The following is a 15,513-nucleotide window of genomic DNA, read 5'->3' as shown; positions in this document are numbered from 1 at the left end:
TCCCCCGACACGACACCCCTGCATCCCCCTCGAAGTGCACACCGTCTGCGAAGACGCGAACAGACCCGAAAGGCGGTGGGAGCTGTGCGGCTCTCACGAAGAGGCCTGCTGCGCGCGGGCCTGGCCGGCACGGCCGCCACGGCGCTCGGCGGCCTGGCGACCGGCTGCGCCGTACCGGCCGGCTCCACCGGCCGGAACATGGTGCTGTGGTACTGGGACGGCGGCCTCGGCGACACCGTCGTCAAGAACGCCAGGGCCCGCTACACCGGCGCGGTCGACCTGCGGGCCGTCAAGATCGGCGGCTACTACCGGTCCAAGCTCATCACCACCATGGCGGGCCGCGCGCATGTGCCCGACATCGCGGGGCTCAAGGGCGAGGACATGGCGTCCTACCTCCCCAACGCCGACCAGTTCGTGGACCTGCGCACCCTGGGCGCGGACCGCTACCGAAGCGGCTACCTGCCCTGGAAGTGGGACCAGGGCATCGCCGACGACGGCACGATGATCGGCTTCCCCATCGACTGCGGCCCCGTGGCGCACTACTACCAGTACCCCGTCTTCCAGAAGGCCGGCCTGCCCTACGAGCCCGAGGACGTCTCCAGGGAGCTCGACACCTGGGAGAAGTTCTTCGCCGCGGGCGAGCGGCTCAGGCAGCGGATCCCGGGCGCCTCGCTGCTGACGGACATCAACAGCGTCTTCGAGAACGTGGTGCAGCAGGGCGGCAAGCGCTACGTCGACAAGGACCGCCACTTCATCGGCGACCAGGAGCACGTGCGCCGCGCCTGGGCGCTCGCCGTCGAGGCCAAGCGGCGCAAGATCGTCTCGAACCTGGTCAGCGGAACCCCCGACCAGCTCTCGGCCGTCGAGGACGGCAGGCTCCCCAGCCAGCTCAACGCCTCCTGGGCCACCAGCGACATCAAGAACGGCGTGCCGAAGACCAAGGGCCGGTGGCGGGTGGCCGACATGCCGGTGCGGCCCGCCAACAACGGCGGCTCGTTCCTGTCGATCACCAAGGAGTGCCGCGAACCCGAGCAGGCCTTCCGGATCATCACCTGGATGCTCGACGCGGACAACCAGGCGCAGGGCTTCGTCGACGCGGGGCTCTTCCCCTCCACCCCCGCCTCCTACGGCCTCAAGCAGGTCCGTGAACCCGACCCCTTCTTCGGCGGGCAGGTGACCATGGACGTCTTCGGGCCCGCCGCGCGCAAGATCGTGGTCGCCTACAACAGCCCGTTCGACGTGGCGCTGGGGCAGCCCCTCAAGGACGAGATCAAGAACGTCGGCGTCCTCGGCAAGGACCCGCAGCACGCCTGGAGAGACGCCATGAGGACCTGCCGCCGCATCGCGAAGCACCTGGGGGTGAGCTACTGATGGCCACCCTCCCCGCACTGGAGAAGCCCCCGGCGGCCCTGGCGGAGACACCCGTCGCCCGGCCCCAAAGCGGCTGGCGCAAGCACTGGCACCTGTACGCCGCGATCTCCCCCTTCTACCTGCTCTTCCTCTGTTTCGGGCTGATCCCCGTCGGCTTCTCGCTCTACCTCTCCTTCCACCGCTGGGACGGCCTCGGGCCGATGGAGTGGGCGGGCCTGTCGCAGTACCAGTACCTGCTCGGCGACTCCGACTTCTGGACCTCGATCGGGACGACGATCGTCATCTGGGCGCTGGCCACCTTCCCCATGATCTTCCTGGCGATGGTGACGGCCGTGATGCTCAACTCGGCGGTCCGGTTCAAGAACTTCTACCGGTTCGCCTACTTCCTGCCCAACGTCACCTCGATCGTGGCGATCGCGATCATCTTCGGCTCGGTCTTCTCGACCAACTTCGGTCTCGTGAACGCCTTCCTCCAGGCGATCGGCTTCGACCAGATCGCCTGGCTGAACACGCCCTGGGGCATCAAGATCGCCATCGCGACCCTGATGACCTGGCAGTGGACCGGCTACAACGCGATCATCTTCCTCGCGGGGCTGCAGACCGTGCCCGGCGAACTGTACGAGGCGGCGCGGATGGACGGCGCGGGCCCGGTGCAGACCTTCTTCCGGGTGACCCTGCCGATGCTGCGCCCGGTGGTGCTGTTCGTGCTCGTCGTGTCGACGATCACCGGACTCCAGAGCTTCTCCGAGCCCCAGGTGCTCCTCCAGAACACCTCCAACGACTCGACGTTCTCGGGCGGTCCGGGCCACGCCGGCCGGACGATGGTCCTCTACTTCTTCCAGCAGACCTTCGACAACAACGACTTCGGCTACGGCGCCGCCGTGGCGTGGGGCATCTTCCTCGTCGTCGTCCTCTTCTCGATCATCAACTGGCGGCTGGTGCAGCGCCGGGGCGAAGACTAGGGAGGCCCGCCCACCATGGCATCCATCCAAGGAACACGGCTCCGGCGCACCCGCGGGATCGACGGCTCGCGCCGCAGGGGGATCGCGCTGCACGCCGTCCTCGTGCTCGGCGTCCTGCTCTCGGCCTTCCCGTTCTACTGGGCCGTCATCATGTCGACGCACACCACGTCGGAGATCTTCTCCTACCCGCCCAAGCTGCTGCCGGGAACGCACTTCCTGGAGAACGTGCGCAGCCTCTTCGACACCGTCGACTTCTTCGGCTCGATGCTCAACTCGCTGCTCGTCGCGGGGTCGGTGACCTTCCTGGTCCTGTTCTTCGACTCGCTGGCGGCGTTCGTCTTCGCCAAGTTCGCGTTCCCGGGCAAGCGCGTGCTGTTCGTGCTGCTCATGTTCATCTTCATGGTCCCGGCGCAGCTCCAGGCGATCCCCCAGTTCGTCATCATGGCCAAGCTCGGCTGGATCGGCTCCATGACGGCGCTGATCGTGCCGGCGGCCGCCAACGCGTTCGGCATCTTCTGGATGCGCCAGTACATGAAGGGCGCGATCCACGACGAACTGCTGGACGCCTCGCGCATCGACGGCGCGCACTTCCTGCGCCAGTACTGGCACGTGGCCCTGCCCGTCGTCCGGCCGGGCCTGGCCTTCCTCGGCATCTTCACCTTCATGGGCCAGTGGAACGACTACGCCTGGCCCCTGATCGCCCTCACCGACCCGGACAACGTGACCCTCCAGGTCGCCCTGTCCCAGCTCAACGGAACCCACGGCACCACCGACTACGGAATGGTCATGACCGGCGCACTGCTCGCCCTCGTCCCCCTGCTGATCGTGTTCGCGATCGGCGCCCGCCAGATCATCGGCGACCTCGCCAAGGGAGCGATCAAGTGAGCGACCCGCTGCTGGCGCTGCGCCCCTGGACCTCGCCCGAGGTGACCTCCTGGGGACGGCTGCCCATGAACGCCGTCGACCGGCGCACCGGAGCACACTCCCTGGACGGCGACTGGCGTTTCCAGTTGCTGCCCGCTCCGGACGCGCCGGTCGGCGGTGCCTGGTCCTCGACGGTCGTGCCCGGCGTGTGGACCATGCAGTCGGTGCGGACCGCCGAGGGCGCCGCCGACCTGCCGCAGTACCTGAACATCCGGATGCCGTTCCCGCAGATCCCGCCGCTGTCGCCCGAGGCGAATCCCACGGGTGTGTACGAGCGGGAGATCGACGTCCCCGCCGACTGGGCCGGGCGCCGGATCGTGCTCCAGGTCGGCGCCGCGGAGAGCGTGCTGCTGGTGCACGTCGACGGGCGGCCCGTCGGCGTCTCCAAGGACTCCCATCTGGCGGCCGAGTTCGACCTCTCCGACGTGGTGCGCCCGGGGCGGAGCTCCGTCGTGCGGCTGACGGTCGTCAAGTGGTCGGACGCCTCGCACATCGAGGACCAGGACCACTGGTGGCACGGCGGGATCACCCGCTCGGTGCTGCTGTACGCCACCGACCCGCTGCACCTGGCCGACGTGAGCGTGCGGGCGTCGGCCCAGGGCGACCTGCGGGTCGACTGCCGGGTGCGGGACGCGCGCGGAGCCCTGCCCGAGGGGTGGTACGTCACCGGGGAACTGGACGAGCCGGACGTCCCGGCGCTCGCGCAGGACGCCGCGTTCGACCTGGCCAACGCGCAGGACGAACGCGTCTCCGCCTTTCTGGGCGAGGCCCGCCTGCACGCGCGCCTTCCCGAGGTGCGCCCCTGGACGGCGGAGACGCCGGAGCTGTACGGGCTGACGGTGCGCCTGCACCGGGCCGACGGCTCGGTCGCCGACGTCTCGCGCCACCGCGTCGGCTTCCGCGACGTGACGATCGTCGGCCGGGACCTGCTGGTCAACGGCGAGCGGATCTTCATCCGGGGAGTCAACCGGCACGACTTCCACCCCCTCACCGGCCGGACCGTGACGCCCGAGGACATGCGCGCCGACCTGGTGCTGCTGAAGCGATTCGGGTTCAACGCGATCCGCACCGCCCACTACCCCAACGACCCGGCGCTGTACGACCTCGCCGACGAGCTCGGCCTCTACGTCGTCGACGAGGCGGACATCGAGTCCCACGACCACGCCCACGAGATCGCCGACGACCCGCGCTATCTCCACGCCTTCGTCGACCGGGTCTCGCGGATGGTGCTGCGGGACAAGAACCACCCGTCGGTCATCGTCTGGTCGCTGGGCAACGAGTCCGACTACGGCGCCCACCACGACGCGGCCGCGGGCTGGGTGCGCCGGCACGACCCGACCCGGCCGCTGCAGTACGAGGGGGCGGCCAAGCGCGGCTGGGCGGACCCGCACGTCGCCTCCGACATCGCCTGCCCCATGTACGCGCCGCTGGAGGACTGCGTGGCGCACGCCCTGTCCGGGGAGCAGACCAAGCCGCTCATCCAGTGCGAGTACTCCCACGCGATGGGCAACAGCAACGGCACGCTGGCCGACCACTGGGCCGCCATCGAGGCCACCCCGGGTCTTCAGGGCGGGTTCATCTGGGAGTTCTGGGACCACGGAATCCTTCAGTCCGTGAACGACGCAAGACCGGTCGGGCGTGGGGGCGCCGGGCTCTACGACAACGGTGTCACCGCACCCGGCTACCGCTGGGCCTACGGCGGCGACTTCGGCGAGAAGGACCACGACGGCGCGTTCATCGCGGACGGCGTGGTCCTGCCGGACCGCACCGTGAAGCCGGTGATGCACGAGCACCGCGAACTCGCCGCGCCGCTGCGCCTACAGGGCTTCCGGCACGAGGGGCTGGTCCTCTCCAACCACCAGCACTTCCGCGGCCTGGAGTGGCTCGCGGGCGAGTGGGAGCTGTCGCTCGCCCACGGCGGGACGCTCACCGCGGCGGCCGACCTGCCCGACCTGAGGCCGGGCGAGACGGCCGTGGTGCCGCTGCCGTTCGAGCTGCCCGCGGACGGCGGCGAGGCCTGGCTGACGCTACGGGTGACGACGGCGCAGGACCTGCCGTGGGCGCCGCGCGGAACGCAGATCTGCGCGCCGCAGGTGCGTCTGCGGGCGGCCGAACCGGTCGCGGCCCCGGCGGTCGGCGGCCGCGTCGAGGTCGACGCGGAGGGGCTCCTCGTCCATCCGCTGCTGACCGCCTCGCCCACGCTGTCGCTGTGGCGGGCGCCCACCGACAACGACGAGCTGGGCGGCATGGCGCTGCGCTGGCGGACGTGGGGCCTGGACGCCCTCGTGCGCAAGCTGCTCTCGGTCCGCCAGGAGGGCGACGGGGTCACCGTGCTCTCCGAGTACGCCGGCGCCGCGGGCGTCGTCCGCCACCGGCAGGTGTTCACCCCGGTCGAGGGCGGGGTGCGCGTCGACGAACAGGCGGAGCTGCCGGAGGAGTTCGACGACGTCGCACGCGTCGGCACGGTCTTCGAGACGGTCGCGGGCCTCGACCTGCTGGAGTGGTTCGGCCAGGGCCCCTGGGAGTCCTACCCGGACCGCAGCGGCGGCGCGCCGGTGGGCCACCACCGGCTGCCCGTCGACGAGTTGTTCACCCCGTACCTGCGTCCCCAGGAGAGCGGCGGCCGGCACGGCGTGCGGCGCTTCACGCTCTCGGCGCCGGACGCCACGGGGCTGACCGTCACACTGGACGAGCCGCGCCAGGTCTGCGTCACGCGCTTCCGCGCCGAGGACCTGACCGCGGTCGCCCACCACGACGAGCTGGTCCCCCGCGCCGGCTGCGTCGTGCACCTGGACGCGGCGCACCGCGGCCTCGGCACGGCGTCGTGCGGCCCCGACACCTTCCCCTCCTATCTCGTCGCACCGGGCGTCCACCGCTGGAGCTGGACCCTGCGCGTGCTGTGAACCTCTCCCTCCGGCAACGGACTTCGCAACGGAGCAACACGTGTGTACTTCGCATGCCCACGATCAGGGCGAGGCCGCCCGGGCCGGCGCCGCAAGACGCGGCTTCCTGCGGGCGACCGCCCTGCTCGGGGCCGCCGCCACGACCGGCCTGGCGCTGCCCGGCGGCGCCGAGGCCGCCGCCGGGTCCGCGGCCCACGCCCCCTGGCGTCCCGACCCCGACAGCCGCCGCTTCACGCTCGCCGTCATGCCCGACACGCAGTACCTCTTCGACGGGCCGAGCATCGACGCGGCGCCCGTCGAGGCGTCCCTGCGCTACCTGCTGCAACACGGCCGGGACGAGAACATCGTCTTCCTGTCCCACCTGGGCGACCTCACCCAGAACGGCGAGAAGGACGAAGTGGACGCCGTCGGCGAGGCGTTCGAGCTCCTCGACCGGCGCGGGGTCGGCTACAGCGTCCTGGCCGGCAACCACGACGTGAGATCCTCGACGACCGACCAGCGGGGCCCGACCCCCTACCTGGACGTGTTCGGCCCGCGGCGCTTCCACGGCAGGTCCACGTTCGGCGGGGCCTCCCCCGACGGCTACAACACCTTCCACCTGTTCCGGGCGGCCGGGCGGGAGTGGATGGTGCTGGCGCTGGACTGGCGGCTGTCGGACCAGGGGTACGCGTGGGCCGCCGACGTCCTGGCCCGGCACCCGAGGACCCCCGTGGTCCTGACCACCCACGAGCTGGTCGCCGAGGACGACTCCCTCTCGGCGTACGGACAGCAGCTGTGGGACCGGCTGATCGCGGACCACGACCAGATCTTCCTCACCCTCAACGGCCACTACTGGCCCGCGGGCCGGGCGACGCGCAGGAACGCGGCCGGGCACGACGTCCACCTGCACCTGACGAACTACCAGAACCGCTACTTCGGCGGCGCCGCGATGATCCGGCTGTACCGCTTCGACCTCGACCGCGGCGTCATCGACGTCGAGACGGTCTCCCCGTGGATCCTCGGCCGGGCCGCCGAGGGACTCAACGAGCTGGAGCGCCAGGAGAGCGAACTGAGCGGCGACGCGGACCGGTTCAGCGTCGAGGTGGACTTCGCCGCCCGCTTCGCCGGCTTCGACCCGGTGCCCGCGCGTCCTGCGCGCCCCGCCGCGAAGGTCCTGGTGCGCGACACGGCCGCCTACTGGCGCTTCGACGGCCACGGCGACGGCGCGGCGGTCACGGGCACCGTGCGGGACCTGTCCGGGCACGGCAACGACCTCACCGTCGTCGCCGTGGGCGGCGGGACGCTGACCTGGTCGTCCGACCATCACCCCGACCAGCCCGGGCACGGCAGCCTGGAGTTCCGGGGCTCCAGGCCGCCGCTGAGAGGCGCCTACCTGCGCACGGTCGACAAGGCTCCGCTGAACTCCGCCACCTTCAGGAACGGTTACACGATCGAGGCGTTCTTCCGCCTCCCGGCCGACTGGGATCCCGCACACCACGCCTGGTCGGGGCTGGTCGGCCGCACCGGCACGGGCGGGGCCGCGGGCAGGACCGGCGGCGACCCGGACGAACCGCTCGCCACGCTCTCCCTGTCCGACGACCGCGAACCCCAGTGGGCGATGCGGCCGCTGAACCAGCAGGGCATCGCCACCAACTGGGGCCAGGAGACGCCCCTGGAGACCTGGCGGCACCTCGCGGTCGTCAACGACGGCCGGCACACCACGCTCTACGTCGAGGGCTGCCCGGTCGTGCGCAACCCGCGGGCGGCGGCCGTGGGCATCGCCTCCGTCGGGCTGCCGTGGCTGCTCGGCGGCTACGAGTACGGCGGCCGGATCGACCAGATCCTGCACGGCCGTCTCGGCGACGTGCGCATCGTCGAACGGGCGCTGCCCGTGTCGTCCTTCATGAACCACCGACCCACGCCACGGAGATCCTCATGACCGAGCAGCAGCTGCCCGTCTGGGCCGATCCGGCGGTGTCCCCCGCCGACCTCGACGCCCAGGGCGTCTCGAGGCGTCACCTCATGCGACGCGCGGGCCTGTTCGGGGCGGCGTTCGCGCTGGGCGGTGCGGCCGCCCCGGCCGCCGCGGCCGCCGGCGGAGGTCACGGCGGCGAGGACCCGCGTCTGGCCTATCTCGTCGGCGACCACCACGTGCACTCGGTGTACAGCCACGACGCGAAGTACACGTTCTCCCAGCAGGCCCGGGCCGCCGCCCGGTACGGACTGGACTGGATGGTGTTCAACGAGCACTCCAACTTCGGGCACGCCTCCTTCGGCGCCGCACTGGAGCACCAGGAGATCCTCAGGGCCCGGGCCGACAACCCGCGTCAGCTGATCTTCCAGGGCCTGGAGTGGTACATCCCGGCCGCCGAGCACTGCACGGTGTTCGCCGCGCCCGGCCCGCACGAGGTCGACCTGCTCACCAGGTTCGAACTCGCCTACGACGGCAAGCTGCTCGGCTACACGGAGGGCGCCGCGGGCGCCGCGGACACCGCCCGCAACGAGGCGCACGCCGTCAAGGCCATCAGGTGGCTGGCCGAGCAGCGTCGCACCGGCTACGTCGACGACGTCCTCGTCCTGGCCAACCACCCGCTGCGCCTGGGCATCGACTCGCCGCACGAGATGCGCGCCTGGCGCGACGCGGCCCCCGAGATCATGATCGGCATGGAGGGCGCGCCCGGCGCCCAGGGCGCGGCCCTCCCCGGACTGCGGGGGACCACGTCCATCCGCGGCGAGTACGAGAACAAACCGTCGGCCCAGTCCTGGGCGGGCTACCCGGCGGACGCCTACCTCACCTACGGGGGTTTCGACTGGGCGACCGCGACCGTAGGCGGTCTGTGGGACGCGATGCTGGCCGAGGGCCGGCTGTTCTCGATCACCACCAACTCCGACAACCACCGGACCGTCCTCGACACCTGGAAGAACGGCGACTGGCCGGCCGGGCGGAACTTCGACAACACCGGAAAGCTGCCGGACCCGGTGAACACCGACACCCCGCAGCCGGGCAGCGACTTCTGGCCGGGCCAGTTCAGCCGCACCCACGTGGGCGTGACCCGCTACGGCTACCGTGCGGTGATGACGGGGCTGCGCGAGGGGCGGGTGTGGCTGGACCACGGGCATCTGCTGGACGGTCTGGAGGTCCGGCTGCGGCGCGAGCACGGCGGCGGGCGCGGGGTCACCCTCGGCGGCCGGTTGCGGGTGCGAAGGGGCGAGAGGCTCACCCTCGACATCACCGTGACGACCGCCTCGCGCCCCAACCCCCAGGGAATCCTGCCCGAGCTGGCGCACGTGGACGTCGTCCGGGGCGCGGTGCGCGGCCCGGTGGCCGACCGGGACGCCTGGCGGGCCCCCGACACGCGCGTCGTGCGCTCGACCGACGTGAGCGGCCGCAGGGGGACGTACACCCTGCGCGTCCCGCTCGCCGTCGGCGACGAGTCGTTCTACGTCCGGCTGCGCGGCAGCGACGGCAACCGCAACGGGACCGGATACCTCGGCGCGTCCGTCGACCCGCACGGGCCGATCCCGCACGAGCCGGGCGACGGCGACCCGTGGGCCGACACCTGGTTCTACTCCAACCCGGTCTTCGTGGACGTCGTCGGCTGACGGCCCCCTCACGAGGGCGAGGGGGCCGCGCGACCGCTCACGAAGGCCGCGCGGCCCCCGTCGTCGGTCGCGGCCGCGACGGGGGCCGGGCACGTGGCGCCCGGCGCCCGGGGGCGGCTCACGCGGAGAAGCGCGACAGGCTCTGAAGCACGGCCGCGGGCTTCGCGCCGCCCTCGATCTCGATCGTCCCGTCGACGGTGATCTGCACCCCGCCCGGCACGTCCTCGGCCTCGGTCAGCCGGGCGACCAGACGGATCCGGGAGCCGACCCTGACCGGAGCGGGGAAACGGACCTTGTTCAGGCCGTAGTTGACCTTCGTGGTGACGCCCTGGACGTCCAGCAGCTCGGTGAACAGCGGGATGAACAGGGACAGCGTCAGGTAGCCGTGGGCGATCGGCGCGCCGAAGGGGCCCTCCGCCGCCTTCCGCGGGTCCACGTGGATCCACTGGTGGTCCCCGGTCGCGTCGGCGAACGTGTCGATGCGTTCCTGGGTGACCTCGATCCACTCGCTCGTGCCGAGGTCGCCGCCCGCGAGCTTCTTCAGCTCGTCGAGGCCGTTGACGGTGATGCTCATATGCCGTTCCTCACGGGAGAGTCGTTCAGGAGTCGGAGCCGAACCGGGAGCGCACCCGGGACTTCAGCAGCTTTCCGGAGGCGGTGCGCGGAAGTGAGTCCGCCACCACCACCGACTTGGGGATCTTGTACTTGGCGAGGCGTCCGGCCAGCGAGGCCAGGACGGCGTCCGGATCGAGCGTGGCCCCCTCGCGGGGCACGACCACCGCGCGCGGCACCTCGCCCCACGTGCCGTCGGCCACGCCGATGACCGCGCACTCCGCGATGTCGGGGTGGGTGAGCAGCAGGTCCTCGATCTCGGCGGGGTAGACGTTCTCCCCACCGGAGATGATCATGTCCTTGATCCGGTCGACGATGTGCACGTACCCGTCCTCGTCGACCCGGGCCGCGTCGCCGCTGCGGAACCAGCCGTCGACGAAGGACGCGGCCGTCTCCTCGGGCAGCCCCCAGTAGCCGGGCATGACGTGCGGTCCGCGCACGACGACCTCGCCGGTCTCGCCCACGTCCACCGGGGTGAGGTCGGGCCGCAGCACGCGCACGTCGCTGAAGAAGTGCGGGACGCCGGCCGAGCCCGCCTTGGCGACGGCGTGCTCGGCGTCCAGGAACAGCGTGCCGGGCGAGGCCTCGGTCATGCCGTAGCCCTGGAGGAAGGTCAGACCGCGTTGCTGGTAGGCGGCGATCAGCGGGGTCGGGACCGGGGAGCCGCCGCAGGTCAGGATCCGCAGCGACGACAGGTCGGCGTCCGGCCAGCGCGGGTGGCGGGCCACCTGCTCGAACATCGTCGGCACGCCGAACATGAAGGTGATCCGGTGCCGCTCGATCAGGTCGAGGGTCGCCGCCGGGTCGAAGGCCTCGACCAGGACGCAGCAGCCGCCCTTGAGGAGCACCGGCAGCGTCAGCATGTTCAGGCCGGCCGTGTGGAACAACGGGGCGGAGACCAGGGCGCGTTCGTCGGCGATCAGGTCGGTGTCGACGAGTACGTTGACCGCGTTCCAGGTCAGGTTGCCGTGGGTGAGCATGGCGCCCTTGGGGCGGCCGGTCGTTCCCGAGGTGTACATGATGACGCAGGTGTCGTCGGGGCCGACCGGGGTGTCGACGGGCTCGTCGGAGGCCGCGTCGAGCGCCTCCTCGTACTCGGCGCCGACCTCGACATACGTCCGGACGTCCGTGTTCCCGGGGAGTCCGGCGACCAGGCCCGCGTGGGAGGGTCCGTAGACGAGGGCCTTGGCTCCGGAGTCGGCGAGCTGGTAGGCGATCTCGGGGCCGGCGAGGCGGGTGTTGAGCGGGACGAACACCGCGCCGAGCGTGCCGGCGGCGAACAGGGTCTCCAGGTAGGCGGGATGGTTGGGGCCGAGGTAGGCGATGCGGTCGCCGCGCCGGACGCCCCGCTCGCGCAGGGCGTGCGCGAGACGCGTGGTGCGGGCGTACAGCGTGCGGTAGTCCGTCGCCTGTTCACCGTGGACCAGGGCCGTGCGGTGCGGGGTCTTGCGGGCCCGGCGCGCGGGCCAGGACCCCAGTCCCTCGTTGCGCATCTTCCACGCCCCTTACGGTGTGGTCAGCCCGAGCAGCCGGGCGGCGTTCTCCTTGAGGATCTTCGGCCTGACCTCGTCCTTGATCGTCAGCTTGTCGAAGTCGGCGAGCCAGCGGTCGGGGGTGAGGACGGGGAAGTCGGAGCCGAACAGGACCTTGTCCTTGAGCAGCGTGTTCGCGTACTGCACGAGCTGCGGCGGGAAGTACTTCGGCGACCAGCCGGACAGGTCGATGTGCACGCCCGGCTTGTGCGTGGCGACGGCGAGGGCCTCGTCCTGCCAGGGGAACGAGGGATGCGCCAGGATGATCTTGAGGTGCGGGAAGTCGGCGGCGACGTCGTCCACGTGCAGCGGGTTGGAGTACTTGAGCCTGATGCCGCCGCCGCCCGGGACGCCCGCGCCGATGCCTGTCTGGCCGGTGTGGAACAGGGCGACGGCGCCCGCCTCCTCGATCACCTCGTACAGGCAGTACGCGACCGAGCGGTCGTCGGGGAAGAAGCCCTGGATGCTGGGGTGGAACTTGAAGCCCTTGACCCCGTACTCCTCGATCAGACGGCGGGCCTGCCGGACACCGGCCCTGCCCCGGAAGGGGTCGATGGAGGCGAAGGGGATGAGGACGTCGGCGTTGGCGGCCGCCGCCTCGGCGACCTCCTCGTTGGGCACCGGCGCGGTGCCGGTCGCGGACTCGGCGTCCACCGTGAAGATCACGGCGGCCATCCGGCGTTCCCGGTAGTACCGGGCCGTCTCCTCGATGGTGGGCTTCCGCTTCCCCTCGACCTTGAAATAGGCGGCGGAGGCGGCGTGCAGGTCGTCGTCCAGCGAGGAGTGCCCCCGGGAGGACACCTCCGCGTGGGTGTGCACGTCGATGGCGACCAGTTCGGCGACGTTCATCGGCGAGGCCGGGGAAGGGGCGCCGGCGGGGGGCGTGGCAGGGGTCGTGGCGGGGTCCATCACGCCTCCGGGAACGAGGGGGCCGGGATGCCGACCGTCTGGAGCTCGGCGCCGACCGAGGCGGGGAAGACGTCGGCCAGGGTCTCCGGCGTCCAGCCGCCGTCGGCGTAGGCCGCGCGGATCTCCTGCGGATGCGACCAGAGTGCCACCTTGTCGCCGCCGATGCCGATGGCCTGGCCGGTGACGCCCCGGGCCGCCTCGGAGGCCAGGAAGGGCACCAGGGCCGCGCAGTCCTCGGGCGTGCCGAAGCCCTCGCCCTTGCGCAGGAAGTCCGGGAACGGCACGCCGTCCCTCAGCGCCTCGACGTACGGGGCGAAGGCGGGGATCGTCTCGGTCATCGCGGTGGCGGCCACCGGGACGATCGCGTTGACGGTGATGCCCGCGCGCCCCAGCTCCATCGACCAGGTGCGGGCGAAGGCGGCGATGCCCGCCTTGGCGGCCGCGTAGTTCGTCTGTCCGAAGTTGCCTCGCTGGCCGGCGGGCGAGCCGACGAGGATCAGCGTGCCGCCCTCGCCCTGCTCGCGCATCCGCACGGCGGCGGCGCGGGCGCAGGTGAAGGTTCCCCTGAGGTGGGTGGCGATCACCGCGTCGAAGTCGTCGTCGGTCATCTTCCACAGCACCTTGTCCCGCAGGATGCCCGCGTTGGCGACCAGGACGTCGAGCCGGCCGAACTCGCGCACGGCCCGGTCCACCAGCCGCTCGGCCGCCTCGGCCGTGCCGACCGGGACCACCTCGGCGACGGCCCGGCCGCCGGCCTCGACGAGGGACTTCACGGCCTGCTCGGCCACGCTCTCGTCGACGTCGTTGACGACCACGGCGGCGCCGTGGGCGGCCAGGGCATGGGCGTAGGCGAGGCCGAGGCCCCGGCCGCTGCCGGTGACGACGGCCACCTTGCCGGTGAGATCGATGCTGGGCACGTCGGTGTCCCTTCACATGGGTGTCACGGGAGGTCTCACGGGAGGTGCCCCGTGGGGTGCCACGGGAGCTGTGCCGTGGCGGGAGCTGTGCCGTGGCACCTCTCGTGAGGCGTCACGGGGGTGCGACGCCGCGGCGCCGGAGGAGCGGCGTCGAGATCGAAGCTAAGAGCAATAATTGTTGTCGTCAATAGTTGTGGTCCACCTTCGGGTGCGCGATGCTGCACCCTGTACGAGAACCGCCCCCACCCGGGGACCCGGCCCAGGGAGCCCGCCATCGCCCGACAGGACAACGCCGTGAACGCCGCCCCGATCGACGCCGACGAGCCGTGGATGCGCGAACTGCACGCGGACACGGGCTACCTGCTCTACCGCCTGGGGCTGCGCTCGGGGCAGTTGTTCAACACCTTCCTCCAGGAGTCGGGGCTGCGGCTGCGCCACTACGCGGTGCTGCGCTTTCTCGCCACCTGCGAGGGGGCGCTCCAGCGCGAGCTCAGCGCCCGGCTCGGCTACGACCCCAGCGCGATCGTCGGCCTGGTCGACGACCTGGAGAAGCAGGGCTTCGCCGAACGACGGCCCGCGCCGGACGACCGGCGCAGCCGGATCGTCGTCCTCACGGAGCGGGGCCGCGCGTTCCTGCGCGGCACCGACCAGGCGGGGCTGCGGGTGACCAACGAGCTGCTCGACCCCCTGGACCCCGCCGAGCGCGAGACGCTGCACGCGTTGCTGCTGCGGATCGCCGGGGACGGACTGGCCTGACGCCGTGCCGGGGACGGACCGGCCCGGCGGACGGGCCCGAGGCCACGAGGGGAGCGCGACGGACCGGGGCGTCCTCGCCGCGCACTCCCGTTCGGCGCCCGAGCGGCTGCTGTCGGTGCTCGCCGCGTTCGACCACGCGCACACCGCCCTGTCCCTGAGCGACATCAGCCGCCGCGCCAGGCTGACGCTCACCACCGCGCACCGGCTGGTGGGCGCGCTGACCGAGTGGGGCGCCCTGGAGCGGGACCCCTGCGGCGTCTACCACGTGGGACTGCGGCTGTGGGAGGTCGCGGCGCTGGCGCCGCGCGGCCTGGCGCTGCGGCAGGTGGCGCTGCCCTTCCTGGAGGACCTGTACGAAGCGACCCACGAGAACGTCCAGTTGGCGGTGCGGGACGGGTCCGAAGTCGTCTACACCGAGTGGCTGTCGGGGCGTTCGGCCGTCGGGGTGCACATCCGGGTGGGCGCCCGCTGGCCCCTGCACGTCACCGGCGTGGGGCTGGCCCTGCTCGCGCACTGCGGGTCCGGGTTCCAGGAGGCCTACTGCGCGGGGCCGTTGACCGCGTACACCTCCCACACCCTCACCGACCCGGCGCTTCTGCGCCGGGCGCTCGCCGAGGTGCGGCACAGCGGGGTGGCGGTGAGCAGCCGTCAGGTCACGGACGACGCCCTCTCGGTGGCCGCTCCGGTACGCGGGCCGGACGGCGCGGTGACGGCCGCCGTGTCGGTCGTCGTCCCGTACGCCGACGCCCAGGTGCCGGTGCTCGCACCGGCGGTGCGGCTCGCGGCCCGCGGCATCTCCCGGGCCCTGGGCTGGCGGCCGCCGAGCGGGGGCGAGTGAGGCGGGGCGGGACGTCCCGGCCCTCGCCGTTGCGCACCACAGCCGTTCGCTTGTGCGGCTTTGGGCGGTTCAAGCCATGAACTTCCGCGCCCCGAAAGCACTTTCCTTGGTTTTAAGTCTTGACGGCCTCAGTGACGGGGAGCACATTGGGCCCACTTTGAGAGCGCTCTCAGGCCGTTCCCGGAGCGCCCGCGAAGCCACTCCCGC

Annotated in this window: 12 protein-coding genes; 8 read left to right on the top strand and 4 right to left on the bottom strand. The window is 71.8% G+C overall.

Annotated elements, in window-relative coordinates; translation table 11 throughout:
• Window positions 1-84 precede the first annotated feature (84 nt).
• From KMS84_RS12650 to KMS84_RS12625, 6 genes are read left to right on the top strand one after another with little or no spacing between them, the layout of a single operon-like run.
• On the top strand, window positions 85-1,371 hold the full coding sequence (locus KMS84_RS12650) for an ABC transporter substrate-binding protein (RefSeq protein WP_256916266.1): 1,287 nt from the start codon (window positions 85-87) through the stop codon (window positions 1,369-1,371).
• A complete protein-coding gene (locus KMS84_RS12645) occupies window positions 1,371-2,333 on the top strand; it encodes a carbohydrate ABC transporter permease (RefSeq protein ID WP_256916265.1) in 963 nt (320 codons plus the stop codon). The genes KMS84_RS12650 and KMS84_RS12645 overlap by 1 nt, the downstream gene beginning before the upstream one ends.
• Window positions 2,334-2,348: 15 nt before the next feature.
• Window positions 2,349-3,218: a carbohydrate ABC transporter permease gene (locus KMS84_RS12640; protein ID WP_256916264.1), complete on the top strand. Its 870-nt coding sequence runs from the start codon at window positions 2,349-2,351 to the stop codon at window positions 3,216-3,218.
• Window positions 3,215-6,160, top strand: a complete 2,946-nt coding sequence (locus KMS84_RS12635) for a glycoside hydrolase family 2 TIM barrel-domain containing protein (RefSeq protein WP_256916263.1) — start codon at window positions 3,215-3,217, stop codon at window positions 6,158-6,160. Before KMS84_RS12640 ends, KMS84_RS12635 begins: the two co-directional genes overlap by 4 nt.
• Before the next feature lie 40 nt (window positions 6,161-6,200).
• Entirely contained in the window at window positions 6,201-8,078 is a 1,878-nt protein-coding gene (locus KMS84_RS12630; RefSeq protein WP_256916262.1) for a LamG-like jellyroll fold domain-containing protein, read from the top strand.
• On the top strand, window positions 8,075-9,742 hold the full coding sequence (locus KMS84_RS12625; protein WP_256916261.1) for a PHP domain-containing protein: 1,668 nt from the start codon (window positions 8,075-8,077) through the stop codon (window positions 9,740-9,742). Before KMS84_RS12630 ends, KMS84_RS12625 begins: the two co-directional genes overlap by 4 nt.
• Before the next feature lie 118 nt (window positions 9,743-9,860).
• Here KMS84_RS12625 and KMS84_RS12620 read toward each other — a convergent pair whose 3' ends face one another.
• From KMS84_RS12620 to KMS84_RS12605, 4 genes are read right to left on the bottom strand one after another with little or no spacing between them, the layout of a single operon-like run.
• On the bottom strand, window positions 9,861-10,316 hold the full coding sequence (locus KMS84_RS12620; RefSeq protein ID WP_256916260.1) for a MaoC family dehydratase: 456 nt from the start codon (window positions 10,314-10,316) through the stop codon (window positions 9,861-9,863).
• 25 nt (window positions 10,317-10,341) lie between these two features.
• Window positions 10,342-11,847 (bottom strand): acyl-CoA synthetase, encoded by a 1,506-nt coding sequence (locus tag KMS84_RS12615; RefSeq protein ID WP_256916259.1) that lies wholly within the window; start codon window positions 11,845-11,847, stop codon window positions 10,342-10,344.
• A 12-nt stretch (window positions 11,848-11,859) separates the two neighbouring features.
• Window positions 11,860-12,735, bottom strand: a complete 876-nt coding sequence (locus KMS84_RS12610) for an amidohydrolase family protein (RefSeq protein ID WP_256916271.1) — start codon at window positions 12,733-12,735, stop codon at window positions 11,860-11,862.
• A gap of 59 nt (window positions 12,736-12,794) precedes the next feature.
• Window positions 12,795-13,712: an SDR family NAD(P)-dependent oxidoreductase gene (locus tag KMS84_RS12605; protein WP_256916258.1), complete on the bottom strand. Its 918-nt coding sequence runs from the start codon at window positions 13,710-13,712 to the stop codon at window positions 12,795-12,797.
• A 330-nt stretch (window positions 13,713-14,042) separates the two neighbouring features.
• Here KMS84_RS12605 and KMS84_RS12600 point away from each other — a divergent pair, with 330 nt between their 5' ends.
• A complete protein-coding gene (locus KMS84_RS12600) occupies window positions 14,043-14,468 on the top strand; it encodes a MarR family winged helix-turn-helix transcriptional regulator (protein ID WP_256916270.1) in 426 nt (141 codons plus the stop codon).
• A gap of 106 nt (window positions 14,469-14,574) precedes the next feature.
• On the top strand, window positions 14,575-15,306 hold the full coding sequence (locus tag KMS84_RS12595) for an IclR family transcriptional regulator (RefSeq protein ID WP_256916269.1): 732 nt from the start codon (window positions 14,575-14,577) through the stop codon (window positions 15,304-15,306).
• The last annotated feature ends 207 nt before the right edge of the window (window positions 15,307-15,513 follow it).

Origin of the sequence: Streptomyces hilarionis (genome assembly GCF_024539675.1) — a bacterium.
Taxonomy (GTDB): Bacteria; Actinomycetota; Actinomycetes; order Streptomycetales; family Streptomycetaceae; genus Streptomyces; species Streptomyces hilarionis.
This window is presented reverse-complemented; position numbering and strand designations above follow the sequence as displayed.

What these genes read in the sequence shown, in the direction of transcription:
- KMS84_RS12610 (WP_256916271.1), bottom strand. Translation starts at nt 12,735, where the DNA reads ATGAACGTCGCCGAACTGGTCGCCATCGACGTGCACACCCACGCGGAG.
- KMS84_RS12615 (WP_256916259.1), bottom strand. Translation starts at nt 11,847, where the DNA reads ATGCGCAACGAGGGACTGGGGTCCTGGCCCGCGCGCCGGGCCCGCAAG.
- KMS84_RS12640 (WP_256916264.1), top strand. Translation starts at nt 2,349, where the DNA reads ATGGCATCCATCCAAGGAACACGGCTCCGGCGCACCCGCGGGATCGAC.
- KMS84_RS12600 (WP_256916270.1), top strand. Translation starts at nt 14,043, where the DNA reads ATGCGCGAACTGCACGCGGACACGGGCTACCTGCTCTACCGCCTGGGG.
- KMS84_RS12620 (WP_256916260.1), bottom strand. Translation starts at nt 10,316, where the DNA reads ATGAGCATCACCGTCAACGGCCTCGACGAGCTGAAGAAGCTCGCGGGC.
- KMS84_RS12645 (WP_256916265.1), top strand. Translation starts at nt 1,371, where the DNA reads ATGGCCACCCTCCCCGCACTGGAGAAGCCCCCGGCGGCCCTGGCGGAG.
- KMS84_RS12625 (WP_256916261.1), top strand. Translation starts at nt 8,075, where the DNA reads ATGACCGAGCAGCAGCTGCCCGTCTGGGCCGATCCGGCGGTGTCCCCC.